Source organism: Methylobacterium sp. WSM2598 (genome assembly GCF_000379105.1).
GTDB lineage: Bacteria > Pseudomonadota > Alphaproteobacteria > Rhizobiales > Beijerinckiaceae > Methylobacterium.
In genome coordinates this window covers 1693526-1707998 of sequence record NZ_KB900609.1, presented here as the reverse complement: position 1 = coordinate 1707998, position 14473 = coordinate 1693526, and the positions used below count along the sequence as shown (strand labels likewise).

The following is a 14473-nucleotide window of genomic DNA, read 5'->3' as shown; positions in this document are numbered from 1 at the left end:
GCCTCCCTCAGAGCGACTGGGCAGCGCGCTGGACCGCGCGCACGATCCGCAGGTGGCTGCCGCAGCGGCAGAGATTGCCCGCCAGGGCCTGCCGGATCGCGGCCTCGTCGGGCTTGCGGTTCTGGTTCAGCAGGGCTGCCGACTGCATGATCATGCCGTTGATGCAGTAGCCGCACTGCGCGGCCTGCTCGGCGATGAAGGCGGCCTGCACCGGATGCGGCGTCTCCGGCGAGCCGAGCCCCTCGAGGGTGACGATCCTGGCCTCGGGCTTGAGGCTCGACACCGGAGTGATGCAGGACCGCACGGCTCGCCCGTCGACGTGGACCGTGCAGGCCCCGCATTGGCCGAGCCCGCAGCCGAACCGCGGTCCGTGCAGGCCAAGGTCGTCCCGGAGCACGTAGAGCAGCGGCGTGTCCGGGTCATCGACGCTCACGGGCGCAGCGCGCCCGTTCACAGTGAGAGACATCTGGTGGGCCATGGGGCGTCTCCCTGGAACCATTGTGGTCTCGCCTGCCTGTATCTGGTGCAGTTTCGAGGCAAGGCGATCGGGTGGCGGGCATCGTTCGTCAGAGCCGCGCCCCCGGTCTGGACTTGGCGGGAGGGAGCGTCGATGCGGTCTCCAAAGCGCGTCCATCTCATTGCCGCGCTGGCCCTCGCCGTGGCGGCGGGACGGGTTGGCGCCGAGGAGCGGCCGGCGAAGGACTGGCCCGCAGCCTCACGGGCGGCCGCGGACGCGATCGTGGCGAAGTACGGCCCACCCCAGGAGCAGACCGCGACCCTGCTGATCTGGCACCGGAACGGCCCGTGGATCCGCACGGTCGTGCACAAGGTCGGGGCGGAGCACGACTTCCCGATCAAGCACCAGGACGTGCTGGAGCAGAGCCTGCCCTACAAGGTGCCGCTGAACCTCTACAGCGCGCTGGCGACGTTCAACGGCAGCGTCATTCCCGACCGGACCCGGGGCACGCTCACCGCCTTCGGCGCCAGTGAAGCCGAAACCATCCTGTCCCTCAACCTCGCGCAGGCGGTCGTACGGGGTGAGATGAATGCCGAGCAGGCCCGCGACGCGCAGGTGGCGGCCGAGCGCGATCTCGCGAACGGCAAGACGCCGGAGATCGCGGCGAAACTCAGGATCGAGCAGCAGCAGGAGGGCGACGTTTCAGACCCAGACACGGCAATGATCCTGCCGCCGGGCCGCACGCCATAGGTCTCTCCGACTCTCTCGAAATCCGCGGTTGGAGCCGCGGGCGGAGGCCGGCGACCGAGGTGCAGGTGAGCGGCCGGGGCGGGCGCACCTCAGAAGGAGTGCGGCCGGAGGGAGCGGAGTAGCGCCTCCATTGTAGCCGATCGTTCCGTAGCTCCGAGAATCAAAGGGAGGAAGCCCGATGAGGCACCTACCGTCGCAGCGTGCATTCCAGAGTTTGATTGTGGCTGGCACGCTCTCGATCACGCCAGCATTTGCACAAGATCGTCCTACTGTCGCCGTGGTGGCAACAGGCGGCACTATTGCGATGAAGCTTGATCCCGTCTCGCATGCGCCGGTTCCTGCTGTCTCCGGCGAGGATCTTGTCGCAGCCGTACCGCATCTGAAGGAGATCGCAAATATCCGAGTCGTGGAATTCAGCAACATTCCAAGCGACTACATGGGTCCGGATCGCTGGCCTAACCTGACCAAGAAAGTCGAGGAGGTCCTTGCCGACCCGACCGTCAAAGGCGTCGTCATCTCGCATGGGACGGACACCCTCGACCAGACCGCCTACTTCCTGGACCTGACGCTCAAGAGCGATAAGCCGGTGGTCGCGGTCGGCGCACAGCGGAACGCCTCCGACTGGGACACCGATGGCCCGCGGAACCTCCTGAATGCGGTCCGGCAGGTCCTGGCCGAGGACTCGAGGGGCAAGGGCGTGACGATCACGATGAACAGTTACATCAACGCCGCCCGCTACGCTCGGAAAACCCACACCAGCAATGTTCAGACCTTCACATCCGGAGATGTGGGTGCTCTCGGCTACGTCGACGAGGACAAGGTCGTGTACTACTACACGGGCCCTCGTCGGCAGAACGTTGATCTCCCTGAGCGGCTGCCGCGGGTCGATCTGCTCGCGATGTATGCCGGGGCGGACGGCAGCTATGTGCGACACGCGGCTGACACGGGGGCTGAGGCCGTCGTCGTTGAAGCTTATGGCTGGGGTAACATGAACGAGGCCATGCTCGACGCCATCAAGTACGCAGTCGATAAGGGCGTTCCTGTCGTGGTGGCGACGAAGGTCGAAAACGGACGCGCGCTGCCGGTATACGGCTTCAAGGGTGGAGGCAAAACGCTTCAGAGCGTCGGTGCAGTTTTCGCGGGCGACCTCTCCGGCGATAAGGCCCGCGTTCTTACCATGTTGGCCCTGCCGACCGCCAAAGATCAGAAGAAGCTGCAGGCTTTCTTCGACAAGTAGGCGGCGGCTGTTCTGGCCAGGCACGGCCGGCTGATTGCGGCCGGTCGTGGGGCGCCTTCCGGAAAGGCGCTTTTCAAGATCCGTCTCTCGCGCGGCGCGCGGGGTCCGGCGCGCGCGGACGCTGCGGTCGAGGAGCGGGCGATCGGGCCGAGACGGCGGGGTTGCAGGGGCTGTTTGCGGGCCTCAGGGAAAGTGCAGCACAACGCCGAAATTCAGCTGCGTGTCCGAGCTCGCGCCAGTCTCCGGCGCAGCTGGAAAACCTGAATTTGACGAGGATGGATGGTGGGGGAAGTAGGACTCGAACCTACGAAGGCATAGCCAGCGGATTTACAGTCCGCCCCCTTTGCCGCTCGGGACATTCCCCCATCGCGGCGAGGCCGCGAGGTCGGCGCGCGCGGCGTCGACGGCGGTCCTTATGGTGGAGCCCCCCTGTGCCTGTCAAGCACCTCAGGTCGCCTCGGCGGCGTCGCACAGGCGGAGCTGGACGCGCTCGCTGCCCCGCCAGCGGTCGCGGGCGAGCGTGCCCGCGGCGTGGATGTCGCGGCCGATGCCCCGCAGCAGGAACCGGCCCAGCGGCCCCTCGGCGGCCCGGAAGGCGATGGCCGGGACCGTGACGCCGTCGCGCCCGCGCAGCTGCACCTTCACGTGCCCGGTGCCGACCATCCGCGCGTCGGCGACGCGGTGGCGGGCCAGCGCGAAGACCGGCTCGGGCGCGCCCTGGCCGAAGGGTCCGGCGCGCTCCAGGGCGGCGATCAGGTCGGGCTGCACGCCGCCGGCCGACAGCGTCCCGTCGATCAGCAGCGCCTCGGCGGCGCGCGCCTCGCCCACCGACGCGGCGAGGTCCCGGGCAAGCGCGTCGCGGAACCGGTCGAGGTCGACGGCAGCGATGGTGACGCCCGCCGCCATGGCGTGGCCCCCGCCCTTGGCGGCGAGGCCGCACTCGACGGCGCGGCGCACCGCCCGCCCGAGATCGGCGCCGACGATGGAGCGGCCCGACCCGGTCGCGCTGCCGTCCTGGCGCAGGGCGAAGGCGAAGGCCGGGCGGCCGAAGCGCTCCTTGAGGCGCGCCGCGATCAGCCCGACCACCCCCGGATGCCAGTCGGGGCTGCCGGTCACGATGACCGCCTGGTCGGGCTCGCGCTCCAGGCGAAGGGCCGTCAGCGCCTCGGCCTCGGCCACGGCGGCGGCCTCGATCGCCTGCCGCTCGCGGTTGAGCTGATCCAGCTGCGCGGCGATGCCGGCCGCCTCGATCGGGTCCTCGCAGAGGAGGAGGCGCGCGCCGAGCGTCGCGTCGCCGATGCGCCCGCCCGCATTGATGCGCGGCCCGACCAGGAAGCCGAGATGCCAGGCCTGGGGCGGCTCCCCGAGGCCGGCCGCGTCGAGGAGGGCCGCGAGGCCGAGGCGCCCGCGGCCCCGCATCACCGCGAGCCCCTGGCGCACGAAGGCCCGGTTGAGCCCGGCGAGCGGCACCACGTCCGCCACGGTGGCGAGGGCCACGAGGTCGAGCCCGGTCATCAGGTCGGGCAGGTCGACGCCGTCGCGGCGCAGCCGGCGCTTGAGGGCCACGAGGGTGAGGAACACCACCCCGGCCGCGCAGAGGTGGCCGAGGCCCGAGAGGTCGTCGAGCCGGTTCGGATTCACCACCGCCCGGGCGGGCGGCAGGGATTCGGGCGCGCCGTGATGGTCGAGGACGATCACGTCGAGCCCGAGCCGCGCCGCCTCGGCCAGGGGCGCGTGGCCGGCCGTGCCGCAATCGACCGTGACGAGGAGGCGCGCGCCCTCCCCGGCCAGCACGCGCACCGCCTCGACGTTCGGCCCGTAGCCCTCGGTGATCCGGTCCGGGATGTGGAGCCGGTACGGCACGCCGAGGTCGCGCAGGGCGCCGGCGAGGAGCGCGGCGCTCGCCGCGCCGTCGACGTCGTAATCGCCGAAGATCGCGACCTTCTCGCGCCGCAGCACCGCGTGGGCGAGCCGGTCGGCGGCCGCCTCCATGTCGAGGAGCACGGCCGGGTCCGGCATCAGGTCGCGCAGGCGCGGCTCCAGGAAGAGCGGCACGTCCCGCGGCGCGACGCCCCGCCCGGCCAGCACCCGCGCCAGCACCTCCGGCAGGCCGTGGCTCTGGGCGATGGTCGCGGCCGCCTGCTGGGGCGGGCCGTCCGCGCAGCGCTCGCGCCAGGGCCGGCCGAGCACCGAGCGGTGGACGTCGAGGAGCGGGCGGGGAAGGTCGATCAGGGCTGTCACCGGACCAGTCTAGCGGGATTCGCCCGGCCCGGCTGCCGCCGCGGCGCGACACTCGCGCGGCGCGATGCGCGCGGCAGGTCCCGGAAACGCGAAAGCGGGGCGCGAGGCCCCGCTTCCCGGTCGGCGCGGCGCGCGGCGCCGGCTCACATGACATCCGGTTGATCGCTTCGCGATGCGGATGTCGGCTTTGCTCAGGCGCCGCGCGGGCTTGTCATACCAAATCCGCTTGATCCCTTCGGGATGGCGGATTTGGGCTTCGCTCAGGCGCCGCGCAGGCTTGGGATACGCGATCCGCGTCGATCAAGCGGATCGCGTCTCACATGTTCTTGACGATGTCGTCGACCACCTTCTTGGCGTCGCCGAACAGCATCATGGTGTTGTCGCGGAAGAAGACCTCGTTCTCGACGCCCGCGTAGCCCGAGCCCATGCCGCGCTTGATGAACAGCACGGTCTTGGCCTTCTCCACGTCGAGGATCGGCATGCCGTAGATCGGCGATTGCGGATCGGTCTTGGCGGCCGGGTTGGTGACGTCGTTGGCGCCGATCACGAAGGCCACGTCGGCCTGCGGGAACTCGCCGTTGATGTCCTCCAGCTCGAAGACCTCGTCGTAGGGGACGTTGGCCTCGGCGAGCAGCACGTTCATGTGGCCCGGCATGCGGCCCGCCACCGGGTGGATGGCGTACTTGACCTCGACGCCCTCCTTCTTGAGCTGGTCGGCCATCTCGCGCAGGGCGTGCTGGGCCTGGGCCACCGCCATGCCGTAGCCCGGCACGATGATGACCTTCTCGGCGTTCTTCATGATGAAGGCCGCGTCGTCGGCCGAGCCCTGCTTGACCGGCCGCGTCTCGACCTTGCCGCCGGCCGCCGCGGCGCTGTCCCCGCCGAAGCCGCCGAGGATGACCGAGATGAACGAGCGGTTCATCGCGTGGCACATGATGTAGGACAGGATCGCACCCGACGAGCCGACCAGCGACCCGGTGATGATCAGCGCGAGGTTGCCCAGCGTGAAGCCGATGCCCGCGGCCGCCCAGCCCGAGTAGGAGTTGAGCATCGAGACGACGACCGGCATGTCGGCGCCGCCGATCGGGATGATCAGGAGCCCGCCCAGCGCGAAGGACAGGAGCACGATCAGCCAGAACACGACCTTGCTCTCGCCGCCGATGAAGGCGGCGAGGAGGCCGAGCAGCAGGAGGCCGAGCGCGATGTTGATCGCGTGCCGCTGCGGCAGCATGATCGGCTTGCCCGACATCCGTCCGTCGAGCTTCAGGAAGGCGATCACCGAGCCCGTGAAGGTGATGGCGCCGATGGCGACGCCGAGCCCCATCTCGAACAGGGATTGCTTGTGGATGTGGCCGCCTTCCAGGATGCCGAAGGCCTGGGGCGCGTAGAGGGCGCCCGCCGCCACCGCCACGGCCGCGAGGCCGACGAGCGAGTGGAAGGCCGCGACGAGCTGCGGCATCGCCGTCATCGGCACGCGCCGGGCGATCACCGCGCCGGCGCCGCCGCCGATCCCGAGGCCGAGCAGCACCAGGAACCACGCCCCGATCCCCGCCGGCGGATGGCCGATCAGCGTGGTCAGGATCGCGATGCCCATGCCGATCATGCCGTACAGGTTGCCCTGCCGCGACGTGGTCGGGTGCGAGAGGCCCCGCAGCGCCATGATGAACAGGACGCCGGCGACGATGTAGAGAAGAGACGATACGTTCTCCGACATCGCGTCACGCCTTCTTCTTGTACATGGCGAGCATGCGTTGGGTGACGAGGAATCCGCCGAAGATGTTCACGCTCGCGAAGACGAGGCCGAGGAAGCCGAAGAAGCGTGCGACGCCGGTGCCCTTCTCGACGAGCGGGACGCCCACCGCGAGGAGCGCGCCGACCACGATCACCGAGGAGATCGCGTTGGTGACGGACATGAGCGGGGTGTGAAGGGCCGGGGTCACCGACCACACCACGTAGTAGCCGACGAAGATCGCCAGCACGAAGATGGCGAGGCGGAACACGGTCGGGTCGACCGCACCGTGGGTGGCGGCGGCGATGCCGTGGCCGGCCGCGTCGGCGATGGCCTGGGCCTGGTCGGCGGCCTTGGCGGCGATGTCGGCGGCGGTGCGGGCGGCGGCGGCCGCCGCGCGCGCCTGCTCGGCCGCCTGGTCTGGGGGAAGCGTGGCCATGACGGTCTCCGCGAGGATCAGGCTTTGGGCTGGAAGTTCGGGTGGACGACGGCGCCGTCGCGCGTCAGGCAGGTCGCCTTGACGAGTTCGTCGTCCCACTTCACGGCGAGGCTCTTCGAAGCCTTGTCGATCAGGGTCTCGACGAAGGCGTAGAGGTTGCGTGCGTAGAGGCTCGACGAGGTGGCGGCGAGGCGGCCCGGCACGTTGGCGTAGGCCACGATCTTCACGCCGTTCGGGGTCTCGACGATCTCGTCGGCCCTGGCGCCCTCCACGTTGCCGCCGCGCTCGATGGCGAGGTCGACCAGCACCGCCCCGGGCCGCATGGAGGCGATCATGTCGGCGGTGACGAGGCGCGGGGCCGGGCGGCCCGGGATCAGCGCCGTGGTGATGACGATGTCCTGCTTGGCGATGTGGCTCGCCACCAGCTCGGCCTGCTTGCGGCGGTACTCGGCCGACATCTCCTTGGCGTAGCCGCCCGCGGTCTCGGCCTGCTTGAACTCCTCGTCCTCGACCGCGACGAACTTGGCGCCGAGGGATTCGACCTGCTCCTTGGCGGCGGGCCGCACGTCGGTCGCGGTGACGACGGCGCCCATGCGCCGGGCCGTAGCGATCGCCTGCAGGCCCGCGACGCCCGCCCCCATCACGAAGATGCGGGCGGCCGGCACGGTGCCGGCGGCGGTCATCATCATGGGCAGCGCCCGGCCGTAGACGGCGGCGCCGTCGACCACCGCCCGGTAGCCGGCGAGGTTGGCCTGGCTCGACAGGACGTCCATGACCTGGGCGCGGGTGATGCGCGGCATCAGCTCCATGGCGATGGCGGCGACGCCCGCATCCGCCATGGCCTTCACCTCGGCCTCGTGGCCGTAGGGATCCATGATGCCGACCACGAGGGAGCCGCGCCTGAGAACCGGCAGCTCCTCGGCGGCGGGCCTGCGCACCCGCAGCACGATGTCGGCGTCCCGCGCGGCGGCGGCCGCGTCCGGCGCGATCGTGGCGCCGGCGGCCTCGAACTCGCCGTCGGGAAGCCCCGCCCTGCCCCCCGCCCCGGCCTGGACCGTCACGTCGGCGCCGAGAGCTTTGAATTTCTTGACCGTCTCGGGGATCGCCGCGACGCGCGGCTCCGCCGGGTCGGTCTCCGATAGCACCGCGATCCGCATCCATCCACCCTTCGGTCGCGTGTGGAGAGCGGCCGCCGGCGACGCCGGCACCGAGGGGAGACCCACACAACCGTGAAGCTGATTCCTCCCGCTAAGATCGCCTCTAGTGGATTTTCATCGGGTTTGAAAGCGGCAGAGACGGTGTCGCACAATGGTAAAGGCCGCCGCCTCGTCGCGAGGCGGCGGCCCGGTGTCGTCCGAACTCGGTGCGGGGCGTCAGTAGAGCGCGAGCAAAATCGCCAGCAGCACCGCCACGGCGGCCGGCGCGCGCCAGCCGAGGGCCGGGGCGAGGGCCCCGACGGCGCCGGCCACGCCCGAGATCACGACGCCGAAGATCGCGGTGAGCCACGCCTCGCGCACGCCGCCGATGGCGAGCGAGAGCACCCAGCAGATCACCACGGTGGTGGCGATCTCCACGAAGCGCACGAAGCCGCGATAGGTCGCCTCGTGGGTGGAGCCGTCCATCGAGGGACCGTAGGCGTCGTTGGAGGCGTGGTTGGTGCTAGCCATGCTGCGGGGCCCCGGTCTTCTTGGATGTTTGGTCGCGCTTTAGCGCATGGTCAGGGTCGCCGCAATGCGCGATGGGCGAAGGGCACCCTCGCCATTCGGGTGAGGCGGTCCCGGGCCCGGCGGGAGCCGGGCCCCTCACGCCGGCAGCGGCAGGCCGGCCGCGTCGAGCACCACCCTCTGCCGCGAGGCGAGGTCGTCGAGGGAGAAGCGGTCGATCTCGGCCTCGAACAGGCGGTGATAGTTCAGCTCGGAGCGCAGGTGCAGGAAGACGGCGCCGAGCCCGACCGCCGCCCGGTCCATGAACACGAATTCGCGCGGCACCGTCACCGGGCCGCGATCCTTGAGGGCGCGGTGGACCTCGAAGGCTTGGCGCCGGCCGTACTCGCCGGGCTTCACCCCGTCCGCCACCGTGCGCACCCGGTCCTCCAGCAGCGGGCCGTAGATGAACTTCGCCCAGATGTTGAGGATGTCGATCAGCTCGCGGTTCAGCCGCTTGAAGCCCCAGCTCTCGTAGGCGTGGACGATGCGGTCCTGGTCGCCGTGCAGCAGGCCCCGGTAGAGGTCGACCACGCCGCCGACGAAGCGGGGATGGAAGATCCGGATGCAGCCGTAATCGAGCAGGTTGATGCCCGCCGGCTCGCCCCCTTCCGAGAAGACCGTGTAATTGCCCAGGTGCGGATCGCCGTGGATCACCGCGGCGCGGCTGAAGGGATGCCACCACGCCTTGAACATCGCGTGGGCGAGGCGGTTGCGGATGTCGAGGGGCGCCTGCGCGTAGGTCAGGATCTTCTCGCCATCGAGCCAGCCGAGGGTCAGCAGGCGCTTCGTCGAGAGGGCCGGATGTGCCACCGGCACCCGCACGTTCGGCATGTCGCGCAGCACCTCGGCGTAGAGGGCGGCGTGCTTGGCCTCGCGCTGGTAGTCGAGCTCCTCGCGCACCCGGTCGCCGATCTCCTTGGCGATCTCGCGGGTGTCGATGGCCACGCGCAGGCGCCGGTGCAGCGCGAAGGCCATTTCGAGCTGCTTCAGGTCCGCCTCCACGGCGGATTGCATGTCTGGATACTGCAGCTTGCAGGCGAGGGCCTCGCCCTCGCGGCTCACCGCGCGGTGGACCTGGCCCAGGGAGGCGGCCGCGGCGGGCCGCAGGTCGAAGCTCGCGAAGCGGCCCTGCCAGTCGGGGCCGAGCTCCGCGGCCATGCGGCGCTTCACGAAGGCCGCCCCCATCGGGGGCGCCTCGGATTGCAGCTTCTGCAGCTCCTGGGCGTATTCGGGCGGCAGCAGGTCCGGCACGGTGGCGAGGAGCTGCGCCACCTTCATGATCGGGCCCTTGAGGCCGCCGAGCGCTTGGGCGAGGGCGGCGGCGTTCGACAGGTCCTCGCCCTTGAGGCCGAGGAGGCGCGCACCGGCCATCCGGGCCGCCACGCCCCCCATATTGGCGCCGACCCGGGCGTAGCGGGCGGCGCGGGCGGAGAAGCGGTTGGCTTCGGTATCGGAGGCGGACATGCAGGGGCTCGGGACGCGCTGGACGGCTCTCAGATAAGCCCCCGCCCCGGTCCCGCTAGGCCACCGGGCGGGAAGGTCGCACCGGCCCGTCAGGATTGGCGCAGGGCGCTGCGCAGGACGCGGATCATCTCCTCCACCGCCCCGTCGCGGTCGTTGCTGCGCACCGCGTAGTTCACGGACGCATCGAGGTGGTCGCTGATGAGCTGGAGCGCCGCCTCGCGCACGGCCGCCGTGATCGCGTTCATCTGCTGGACCTCGTCCAGGCAGTAGCGGTCCTCGGTGACCATGGCCTGGAGCCCGCGCACCTGGCCCTCGATCCGCTTCAGGCGCTGCAGGATCGGTCGTTTCTCGTCGTCGGTGCGACGGATCTGAAGGCGCCCGTCCTGATACGTGTAATCCATGGTGGTCCGATCCGGTTCGTCCGCGGCCCGCAGGCGAGGAGAGCGGGGCGTGACCATTCGCGTTCGCAGGGACGACCGCCGTTCTGTCTCTACGGAAGACTCCGATCCTCCATTCGGCCCCTCGCGGTCAAGACCATTTGGAGGGCGTCGCCAAGTATTTCCGCACCCGTGCCCAACCGGAGACAGATCGGCGGCCCATTCCGGCCTGCTCCGAACGACCTAGTCCCCCCGCCGCGCAGATTCCAGCCCCGGTTTCGCGACCGAGCTCGGCCCTGGAGTCCGTCGAGGCCCTGCCCTGTTATAACGCGGCCGCCGCGCATTATCTCCCGATTTAGGGAAAAAGCGGCAATCATGTTCTCGCGGCGGGGGCGCCTCACGCCTCCATGGCTTCGAGCTCGGCGATCATGCCCTCGATCATCGAGAGGCCGATCTGCCAGAAGGAGGGGTCGCGGGCATCGAGCCCGAAGGGCGCCAGGAGTTCGCCGTAGGGCTTGGTGCCGCCGGCCGAGAGCAGCGCGAAGTAGCGCGCGACGAAGCCCTCCTCGGCTCGCTGGTAGACCCCGTACAGGGAGTTCACCAGGCAATCGCCGAAGGCGTAGGCGTAGACGTAGAACGGCGAGTGGATGAAGTGCGGGATGTAGGCCCAGAACGGCTCGTAGCCCTCGTCGAGGCGGATCGCCGGCCCGAGGCTCTCGGCCTGGACCGACATCCACAGCGCGCAGATCTGCTCGGCCGTGAGTTCGCCGTCCCGGCGCGCGAGGTGGAGCCGGCGCTCGAAGACGTAGAAGGCGATCTGGCGCACCACCGTGTTGATCATGTCCTCCACCTTGGCGGCGAGGAGCGCCCGGCGCTGATGCGGCTCCCGGGTGGCGTCGAGGACGCGGCGGAAGGTCAGCATCTCGCCGAACACGCTCGCGGTCTCGGCGAGCGTCAGCGGGGTCGGGGCCATCAGGGCGCCGTTCCCGGCCGCCAGCACCTGGTGGACGCCGTGCCCGAGTTCGTGGGCGAGGGTCATCACGTCGCGCGGCTTGCCCTGGTAGTTCACCAGCACGTAGGGATGGGCGGAGGGCACGGTCGGGTGCGCGAAGGCGCCCGGGGCCTTGCCGGGGCGCACCGGCGCGTCGATCCAGCCGCCCTCGAAGAAGGTGCGGGCGATCTCGGCCATCCGGGGCGAGAAGGCGCCGTAGGCGGAGAGCACGGTCTCGCGGGCCTCGGCCCAGGGAATCGTGCGCTGCTCGACCTTCGGCAGGGGCGCGTTGCGGTCCCAGTAGGCGAGGCTGTCGCGCTGGAACCAGCGGGCCTTCAGCCGGTAGTAGCGGTGCGAGAGGCGCGGATAGGCCGCCGTCACCGCCTCGACCAGGGCGGCCACCACCTCGGGCTCGACGCGGTTGGCGAGGTGGCGCGAATCCGCCACGTCGCCGAAGCGCCGCCAGCGGTCCGAGATCTCCTTGTCCTTGGCGAGCGTGTTGGTGATCAGGGTGAAGACGCGCAGGTTCGCCCGGAACACCCCGCTCAGGGCCTCGGCGGCGTCGCGGCGCAGGCCCTCGTCGGCGTCCTGGAGCTTGTTGAGGGTCGGCTCCAGGGTCAGCTGCTCGCCGCGCAGGGGGAAGCGCAGCGAGGCGATGGTCTCGTCGAAGAGCCGGTTCCAGGCCGACCGGCCGGTCACCGACTTCTCCAGCAGCAGCTTCTCGAGGTCGTCGGAGAGCTGGTGGGGCTTCTCGCGGCGAATATCCTCCAGCCAGGGCCGGTAGCGGGCGAGCGGCGGCAGGGCGGCGGCGGCGTCGATGTCCGCGTCCGGCACCCGGTTCAGTTCGAGCGTGAAGAACAGGAGGTCGCTCGACGCGGCGGTCAGGCGCTCCTGGGTGTCGCCGTAGAACTTGGCGCGGACGGGGTCGGTCGTGTTGCCCGAATAGACGAGGCCCGCGAAGGAAATCAGCCGGCCCATGAGGTCCTCGATGGCCTCGTAGGCGGCCACCGCCGTGCCGAGCTGGTCGGCGGCGCCCTCCCCGGCCGCCAGCGCGGCGACGCGGCCCCGATAGGTCTCGGCGAAGCTCCGGCACTCCGCCTCGGCGCGGGCGAGGTCGCGGGCGAAGGCCGGGTCGTCGAGGCCCGCGTAGAGATCCGAGAGGTCCCACTCCGGCAGCGGCCCGAGATCGACGGCGCGGGCCGTCGCCTGGGCCGTGCTCAAGGAACCTTCCGACGGCACCGCGGCTCGGGTCGACATGGCTTCGCGTCCTCTCAGGGTTCTCACAGACAACGCCGTCATATCGGCAGCCTCGCCCCCGCGATCAACCGAGCGCTCCTCCCAATCGGGTGAACGGGCCCGGGGGGCCGCCCGGCGTGTCGCAACGGCAACGGTTTGTTGGCGTTAAGCGCCACTTTACGGTTGTGGGCGAGCATCCGGCTCGAAACGAAACAACCACGCGATTCGCTCGGGCGGGCGGTCGGGCCGAGGCTCCGCCGGGACCCGCCGTCGTCGCAGAACCCGAAAGGACCCGGATGTCGACCACGGTGCTCATCGTCGATGATGATCCGGTGCAGCGTCGCCTCGCCGAGGCGATGGTGCGGCGCCTGGGCTTCGAGGCCGCCGTGGCGGAGGGCGGCGAGGCCGCGCTCGCGGTCCTGCGCGCGCCCGACACCCGCGTCGACGTGGTGCTCCTCGACCTCGTCATGCCGGGCGGCCTCGACGGCCTCGGCGTGCTGGCCGAGATGCGCAAGGCCGGGCTCGACGTCCCGGTGATCGTCCAGACCGCGAACGGCTCGATCGACGCCGTGGTCACGGCGATGCGCGCGGGCGCGACCGACTTCGTGGTCAAGCCCGCGGGCGCCGAGCGCCTGCAGGTCTCGATCAAGAACGCCCTCCAGGTGGACCAGCTCCAGGACGAGATCCGGCGCATGCGGCGCCGGGCCTCGGGGGCGCTGAGCTTCAAGGACCTGACCTCGAAGAGCCCCGACATGGGGCGGGTGATCCGGCTCGCCGAGCGGGCCGCGAAGTCGAACATCCCGGTGCTGATCGAGGGCGAGTCGGGCGTCGGCAAGGAGGTGCTGGCCCGCGCCATCCAGGGCTCGGGCGAGCGCAGGGGCAAGCCCTTCGTCACGGTCAATTGCGGGGCGATCCCCGACAACCTCGTCGAATCGACGCTGTTCGGCCACGAGAAGGGGGCGTTCACGGGGGCCACCGAGCGCCATGTCGGCAAGTTCGTGGAAGCGTCGGGCGGCACCCTGTTTCTCGACGAGATCGGCGAATTGCCCCTCGACGCCCAGGTGAAGCTGCTGCGCGCCCTGCAGGAGGGCGAGGTCGACCCGGTCGGCGGGCGCAAGAGCGTGCGGGTCGACATCAGGCTGATCTCCGCCACCAACCGCTCGCTGCTCGACCTCGTGAAGCAGGGGAGGTTCCGCGAGGACCTCTACTACCGGCTCAACGTCTTCCCGATGACGCTGCCGCCCCTGCGGGCGCGCCGGGAGGACATCCCGGACCTCGCCCGCTCCTTCTGCGCGCGCTTCGCCGCCGAGGAGGGCAAGCGGGTGCGGGGCATCACCGCCGAGGCGATGGCGCTGCTCACCCGCTACGAGTGGCCCGGCAACGTCCGCCAGCTCGAGAACGCGCTCTTCCGCGCCGTGGTCCTGGCCGACGGCGACGAACTCACCGTGGCGGAGTTCCCGCAGATCGCCGCCCAGGTCGACGGTTTCGAGGTGCGCATCCCCGCCGCCCCGAGCCTGCCGGAGGCGGTGGCGAGCGCGGCGCCCCTGCGCGAGATCGTCCGGGTCGAAGTGCGCGATCCGCACGCGATCTCCCTCGTCGCCGAGGAGACCGGGGAGATGAAGACCATGGAGGGGCTGGAGGGCGAGATCATCCGCTACGCCCTGCAATTCTACCGCGGGCGGATGTCCGAGGTCTCCCGCCGCCTCGGCATCGGCCGCTCGACCCTCTACCGCAAGCTCAAGGATCTCGGGATCGACGAGGACAAGGCGGAGGACGCGGCCTGACACCCGGGGGCGCCTTTCCGGCACCGCAGCGCCTTTCTGGCGCCGCACGAGTGTTCCATACC

General features: G+C 70.5%; 12 protein-coding genes and 1 tRNA gene. 3 read left to right on the top strand and 10 right to left on the bottom strand.

Annotation, left to right across the window (positions count from 1 at the left end; genetic code table 11):
• Positions 1-7 precede the first annotated feature (7 nt).
• Positions 8-478: a (2Fe-2S)-binding protein gene (locus MET2598_RS0107980; protein WP_012332944.1), complete on the bottom strand. Its 471-nt coding sequence runs from the start codon at positions 476-478 to the stop codon at positions 8-10.
• Between the two features lie 132 nt (positions 479-610).
• Here MET2598_RS0107980 and MET2598_RS0107975 point away from each other — a divergent pair, with 132 nt between their 5' ends.
• Both MET2598_RS0107975 and MET2598_RS0107970 read left to right on the top strand, forming a co-directional pair.
• Positions 611-1207 (top strand): hypothetical protein, encoded by a 597-nt coding sequence (locus tag MET2598_RS0107975; RefSeq protein WP_018260461.1) that lies wholly within the window; start codon positions 611-613, stop codon positions 1205-1207.
• Between the two features lie 178 nt (positions 1208-1385).
• Positions 1386-2444, top strand: a complete 1059-nt coding sequence (locus MET2598_RS0107970; protein ID WP_026190587.1) for an asparaginase — start codon at positions 1386-1388, stop codon at positions 2442-2444.
• A gap of 280 nt (positions 2445-2724) precedes the next feature.
• Here the strand turns inward: MET2598_RS0107970 and MET2598_RS0107965 are convergent.
• The 9 genes from MET2598_RS0107965 to MET2598_RS0107925 all read right to left on the bottom strand — a co-directional run bounded on the left by MET2598_RS0107965 (position 2725) and on the right by MET2598_RS0107925 (position 12648).
• A tRNA-Tyr gene (locus MET2598_RS0107965) sits at positions 2725-2809 on the bottom strand.
• Positions 2810-2891: 82 nt separating this feature from the next.
• Entirely contained in the window at positions 2892-4685 is a 1794-nt protein-coding gene (gene recJ / locus MET2598_RS0107960; RefSeq protein WP_012332947.1) for a single-stranded-DNA-specific exonuclease RecJ, read from the bottom strand.
• 316 nt (positions 4686-5001) lie between these two features.
• Positions 5002-6399, bottom strand: a complete 1398-nt coding sequence (locus tag MET2598_RS0107955; RefSeq protein WP_012332948.1) for an NAD(P)(+) transhydrogenase (Re/Si-specific) subunit beta — start codon at positions 6397-6399, stop codon at positions 5002-5004.
• Between the two features lie 4 nt (positions 6400-6403).
• A complete protein-coding gene (locus tag MET2598_RS0107950; RefSeq protein ID WP_012332949.1) occupies positions 6404-6853 on the bottom strand; it encodes a proton-translocating transhydrogenase family protein in 450 nt (149 codons plus the stop codon).
• 17 nt (positions 6854-6870) lie between these two features.
• Positions 6871-8010 carry a Re/Si-specific NAD(P)(+) transhydrogenase subunit alpha gene (locus MET2598_RS0107945; protein WP_018260459.1) on the bottom strand — a complete coding sequence of 380 codons (1140 nt, stop codon included), beginning with the start codon at positions 8008-8010 and terminating at the stop codon, positions 6871-6873.
• A 216-nt stretch (positions 8011-8226) separates the two neighbouring features.
• Positions 8227-8520, bottom strand: a complete 294-nt coding sequence (locus MET2598_RS0107940; protein WP_018260458.1) for an aa3-type cytochrome c oxidase subunit IV — start codon at positions 8518-8520, stop codon at positions 8227-8229.
• Between the two features lie 135 nt (positions 8521-8655).
• Entirely contained in the window at positions 8656-10023 is a 1368-nt protein-coding gene (locus tag MET2598_RS0107935) for an ABC1 kinase family protein (protein ID WP_018260457.1), read from the bottom strand.
• Between the two features lie 89 nt (positions 10024-10112).
• Positions 10113-10424, bottom strand: a complete 312-nt coding sequence (locus MET2598_RS0107930) for a metal-sensitive transcriptional regulator (RefSeq protein WP_012332953.1) — start codon at positions 10422-10424, stop codon at positions 10113-10115.
• Positions 10425-10797: 373 nt separating this feature from the next.
• A complete protein-coding gene (locus MET2598_RS0107925; RefSeq protein ID WP_026190586.1) occupies positions 10798-12648 on the bottom strand; it encodes a M3 family oligoendopeptidase in 1851 nt (616 codons plus the stop codon).
• Positions 12649-12923: 275 nt separating this feature from the next.
• On the opposite strand from MET2598_RS0107925, the gene MET2598_RS0107920 reads away from it, so the two are divergent.
• Entirely contained in the window at positions 12924-14411 is a 1488-nt protein-coding gene (locus MET2598_RS0107920) for a sigma-54-dependent transcriptional regulator (protein WP_012332955.1), read from the top strand.
• Positions 14412-14473 lie beyond the last annotated feature (62 nt).

What these genes read in the sequence shown, in the direction of transcription:
- MET2598_RS0107980 (WP_012332944.1), bottom strand. Translation starts at nt 478, where the DNA reads ATGGCCCACCAGATGTCTCTCACTGTGAACGGGCGCGCTGCGCCCGTG.
- MET2598_RS0107975 (WP_018260461.1), top strand. Translation starts at nt 611, where the DNA reads ATGCGGTCTCCAAAGCGCGTCCATCTCATTGCCGCGCTGGCCCTCGCC.
- MET2598_RS0107970 (WP_026190587.1), top strand. Translation starts at nt 1,386, where the DNA reads ATGAGGCACCTACCGTCGCAGCGTGCATTCCAGAGTTTGATTGTGGCT.
- MET2598_RS0107955 (WP_012332948.1), bottom strand. Translation starts at nt 6,399, where the DNA reads ATGTCGGAGAACGTATCGTCTCTTCTCTACATCGTCGCCGGCGTCCTG.
- MET2598_RS0107950 (WP_012332949.1), bottom strand. Translation starts at nt 6,853, where the DNA reads ATGGCCACGCTTCCCCCAGACCAGGCGGCCGAGCAGGCGCGCGCGGCG.
- MET2598_RS0107945 (WP_018260459.1), bottom strand. Translation starts at nt 8,010, where the DNA reads ATGCGGATCGCGGTGCTATCGGAGACCGACCCGGCGGAGCCGCGCGTC.
- MET2598_RS0107940 (WP_018260458.1), bottom strand. Translation starts at nt 8,520, where the DNA reads ATGGCTAGCACCAACCACGCCTCCAACGACGCCTACGGTCCCTCGATG.
- MET2598_RS0107935 (WP_018260457.1), bottom strand. Translation starts at nt 10,023, where the DNA reads ATGTCCGCCTCCGATACCGAAGCCAACCGCTTCTCCGCCCGCGCCGCC.
- MET2598_RS0107930 (WP_012332953.1), bottom strand. Translation starts at nt 10,424, where the DNA reads ATGGATTACACGTATCAGGACGGGCGCCTTCAGATCCGTCGCACCGAC.
- MET2598_RS0107925 (WP_026190586.1), bottom strand. Translation starts at nt 12,648, where the DNA reads ATGTCGACCCGAGCCGCGGTGCCGTCGGAAGGTTCCTTGAGCACGGCC.
- MET2598_RS0107920 (WP_012332955.1), top strand. Translation starts at nt 12,924, where the DNA reads ATGTCGACCACGGTGCTCATCGTCGATGATGATCCGGTGCAGCGTCGC.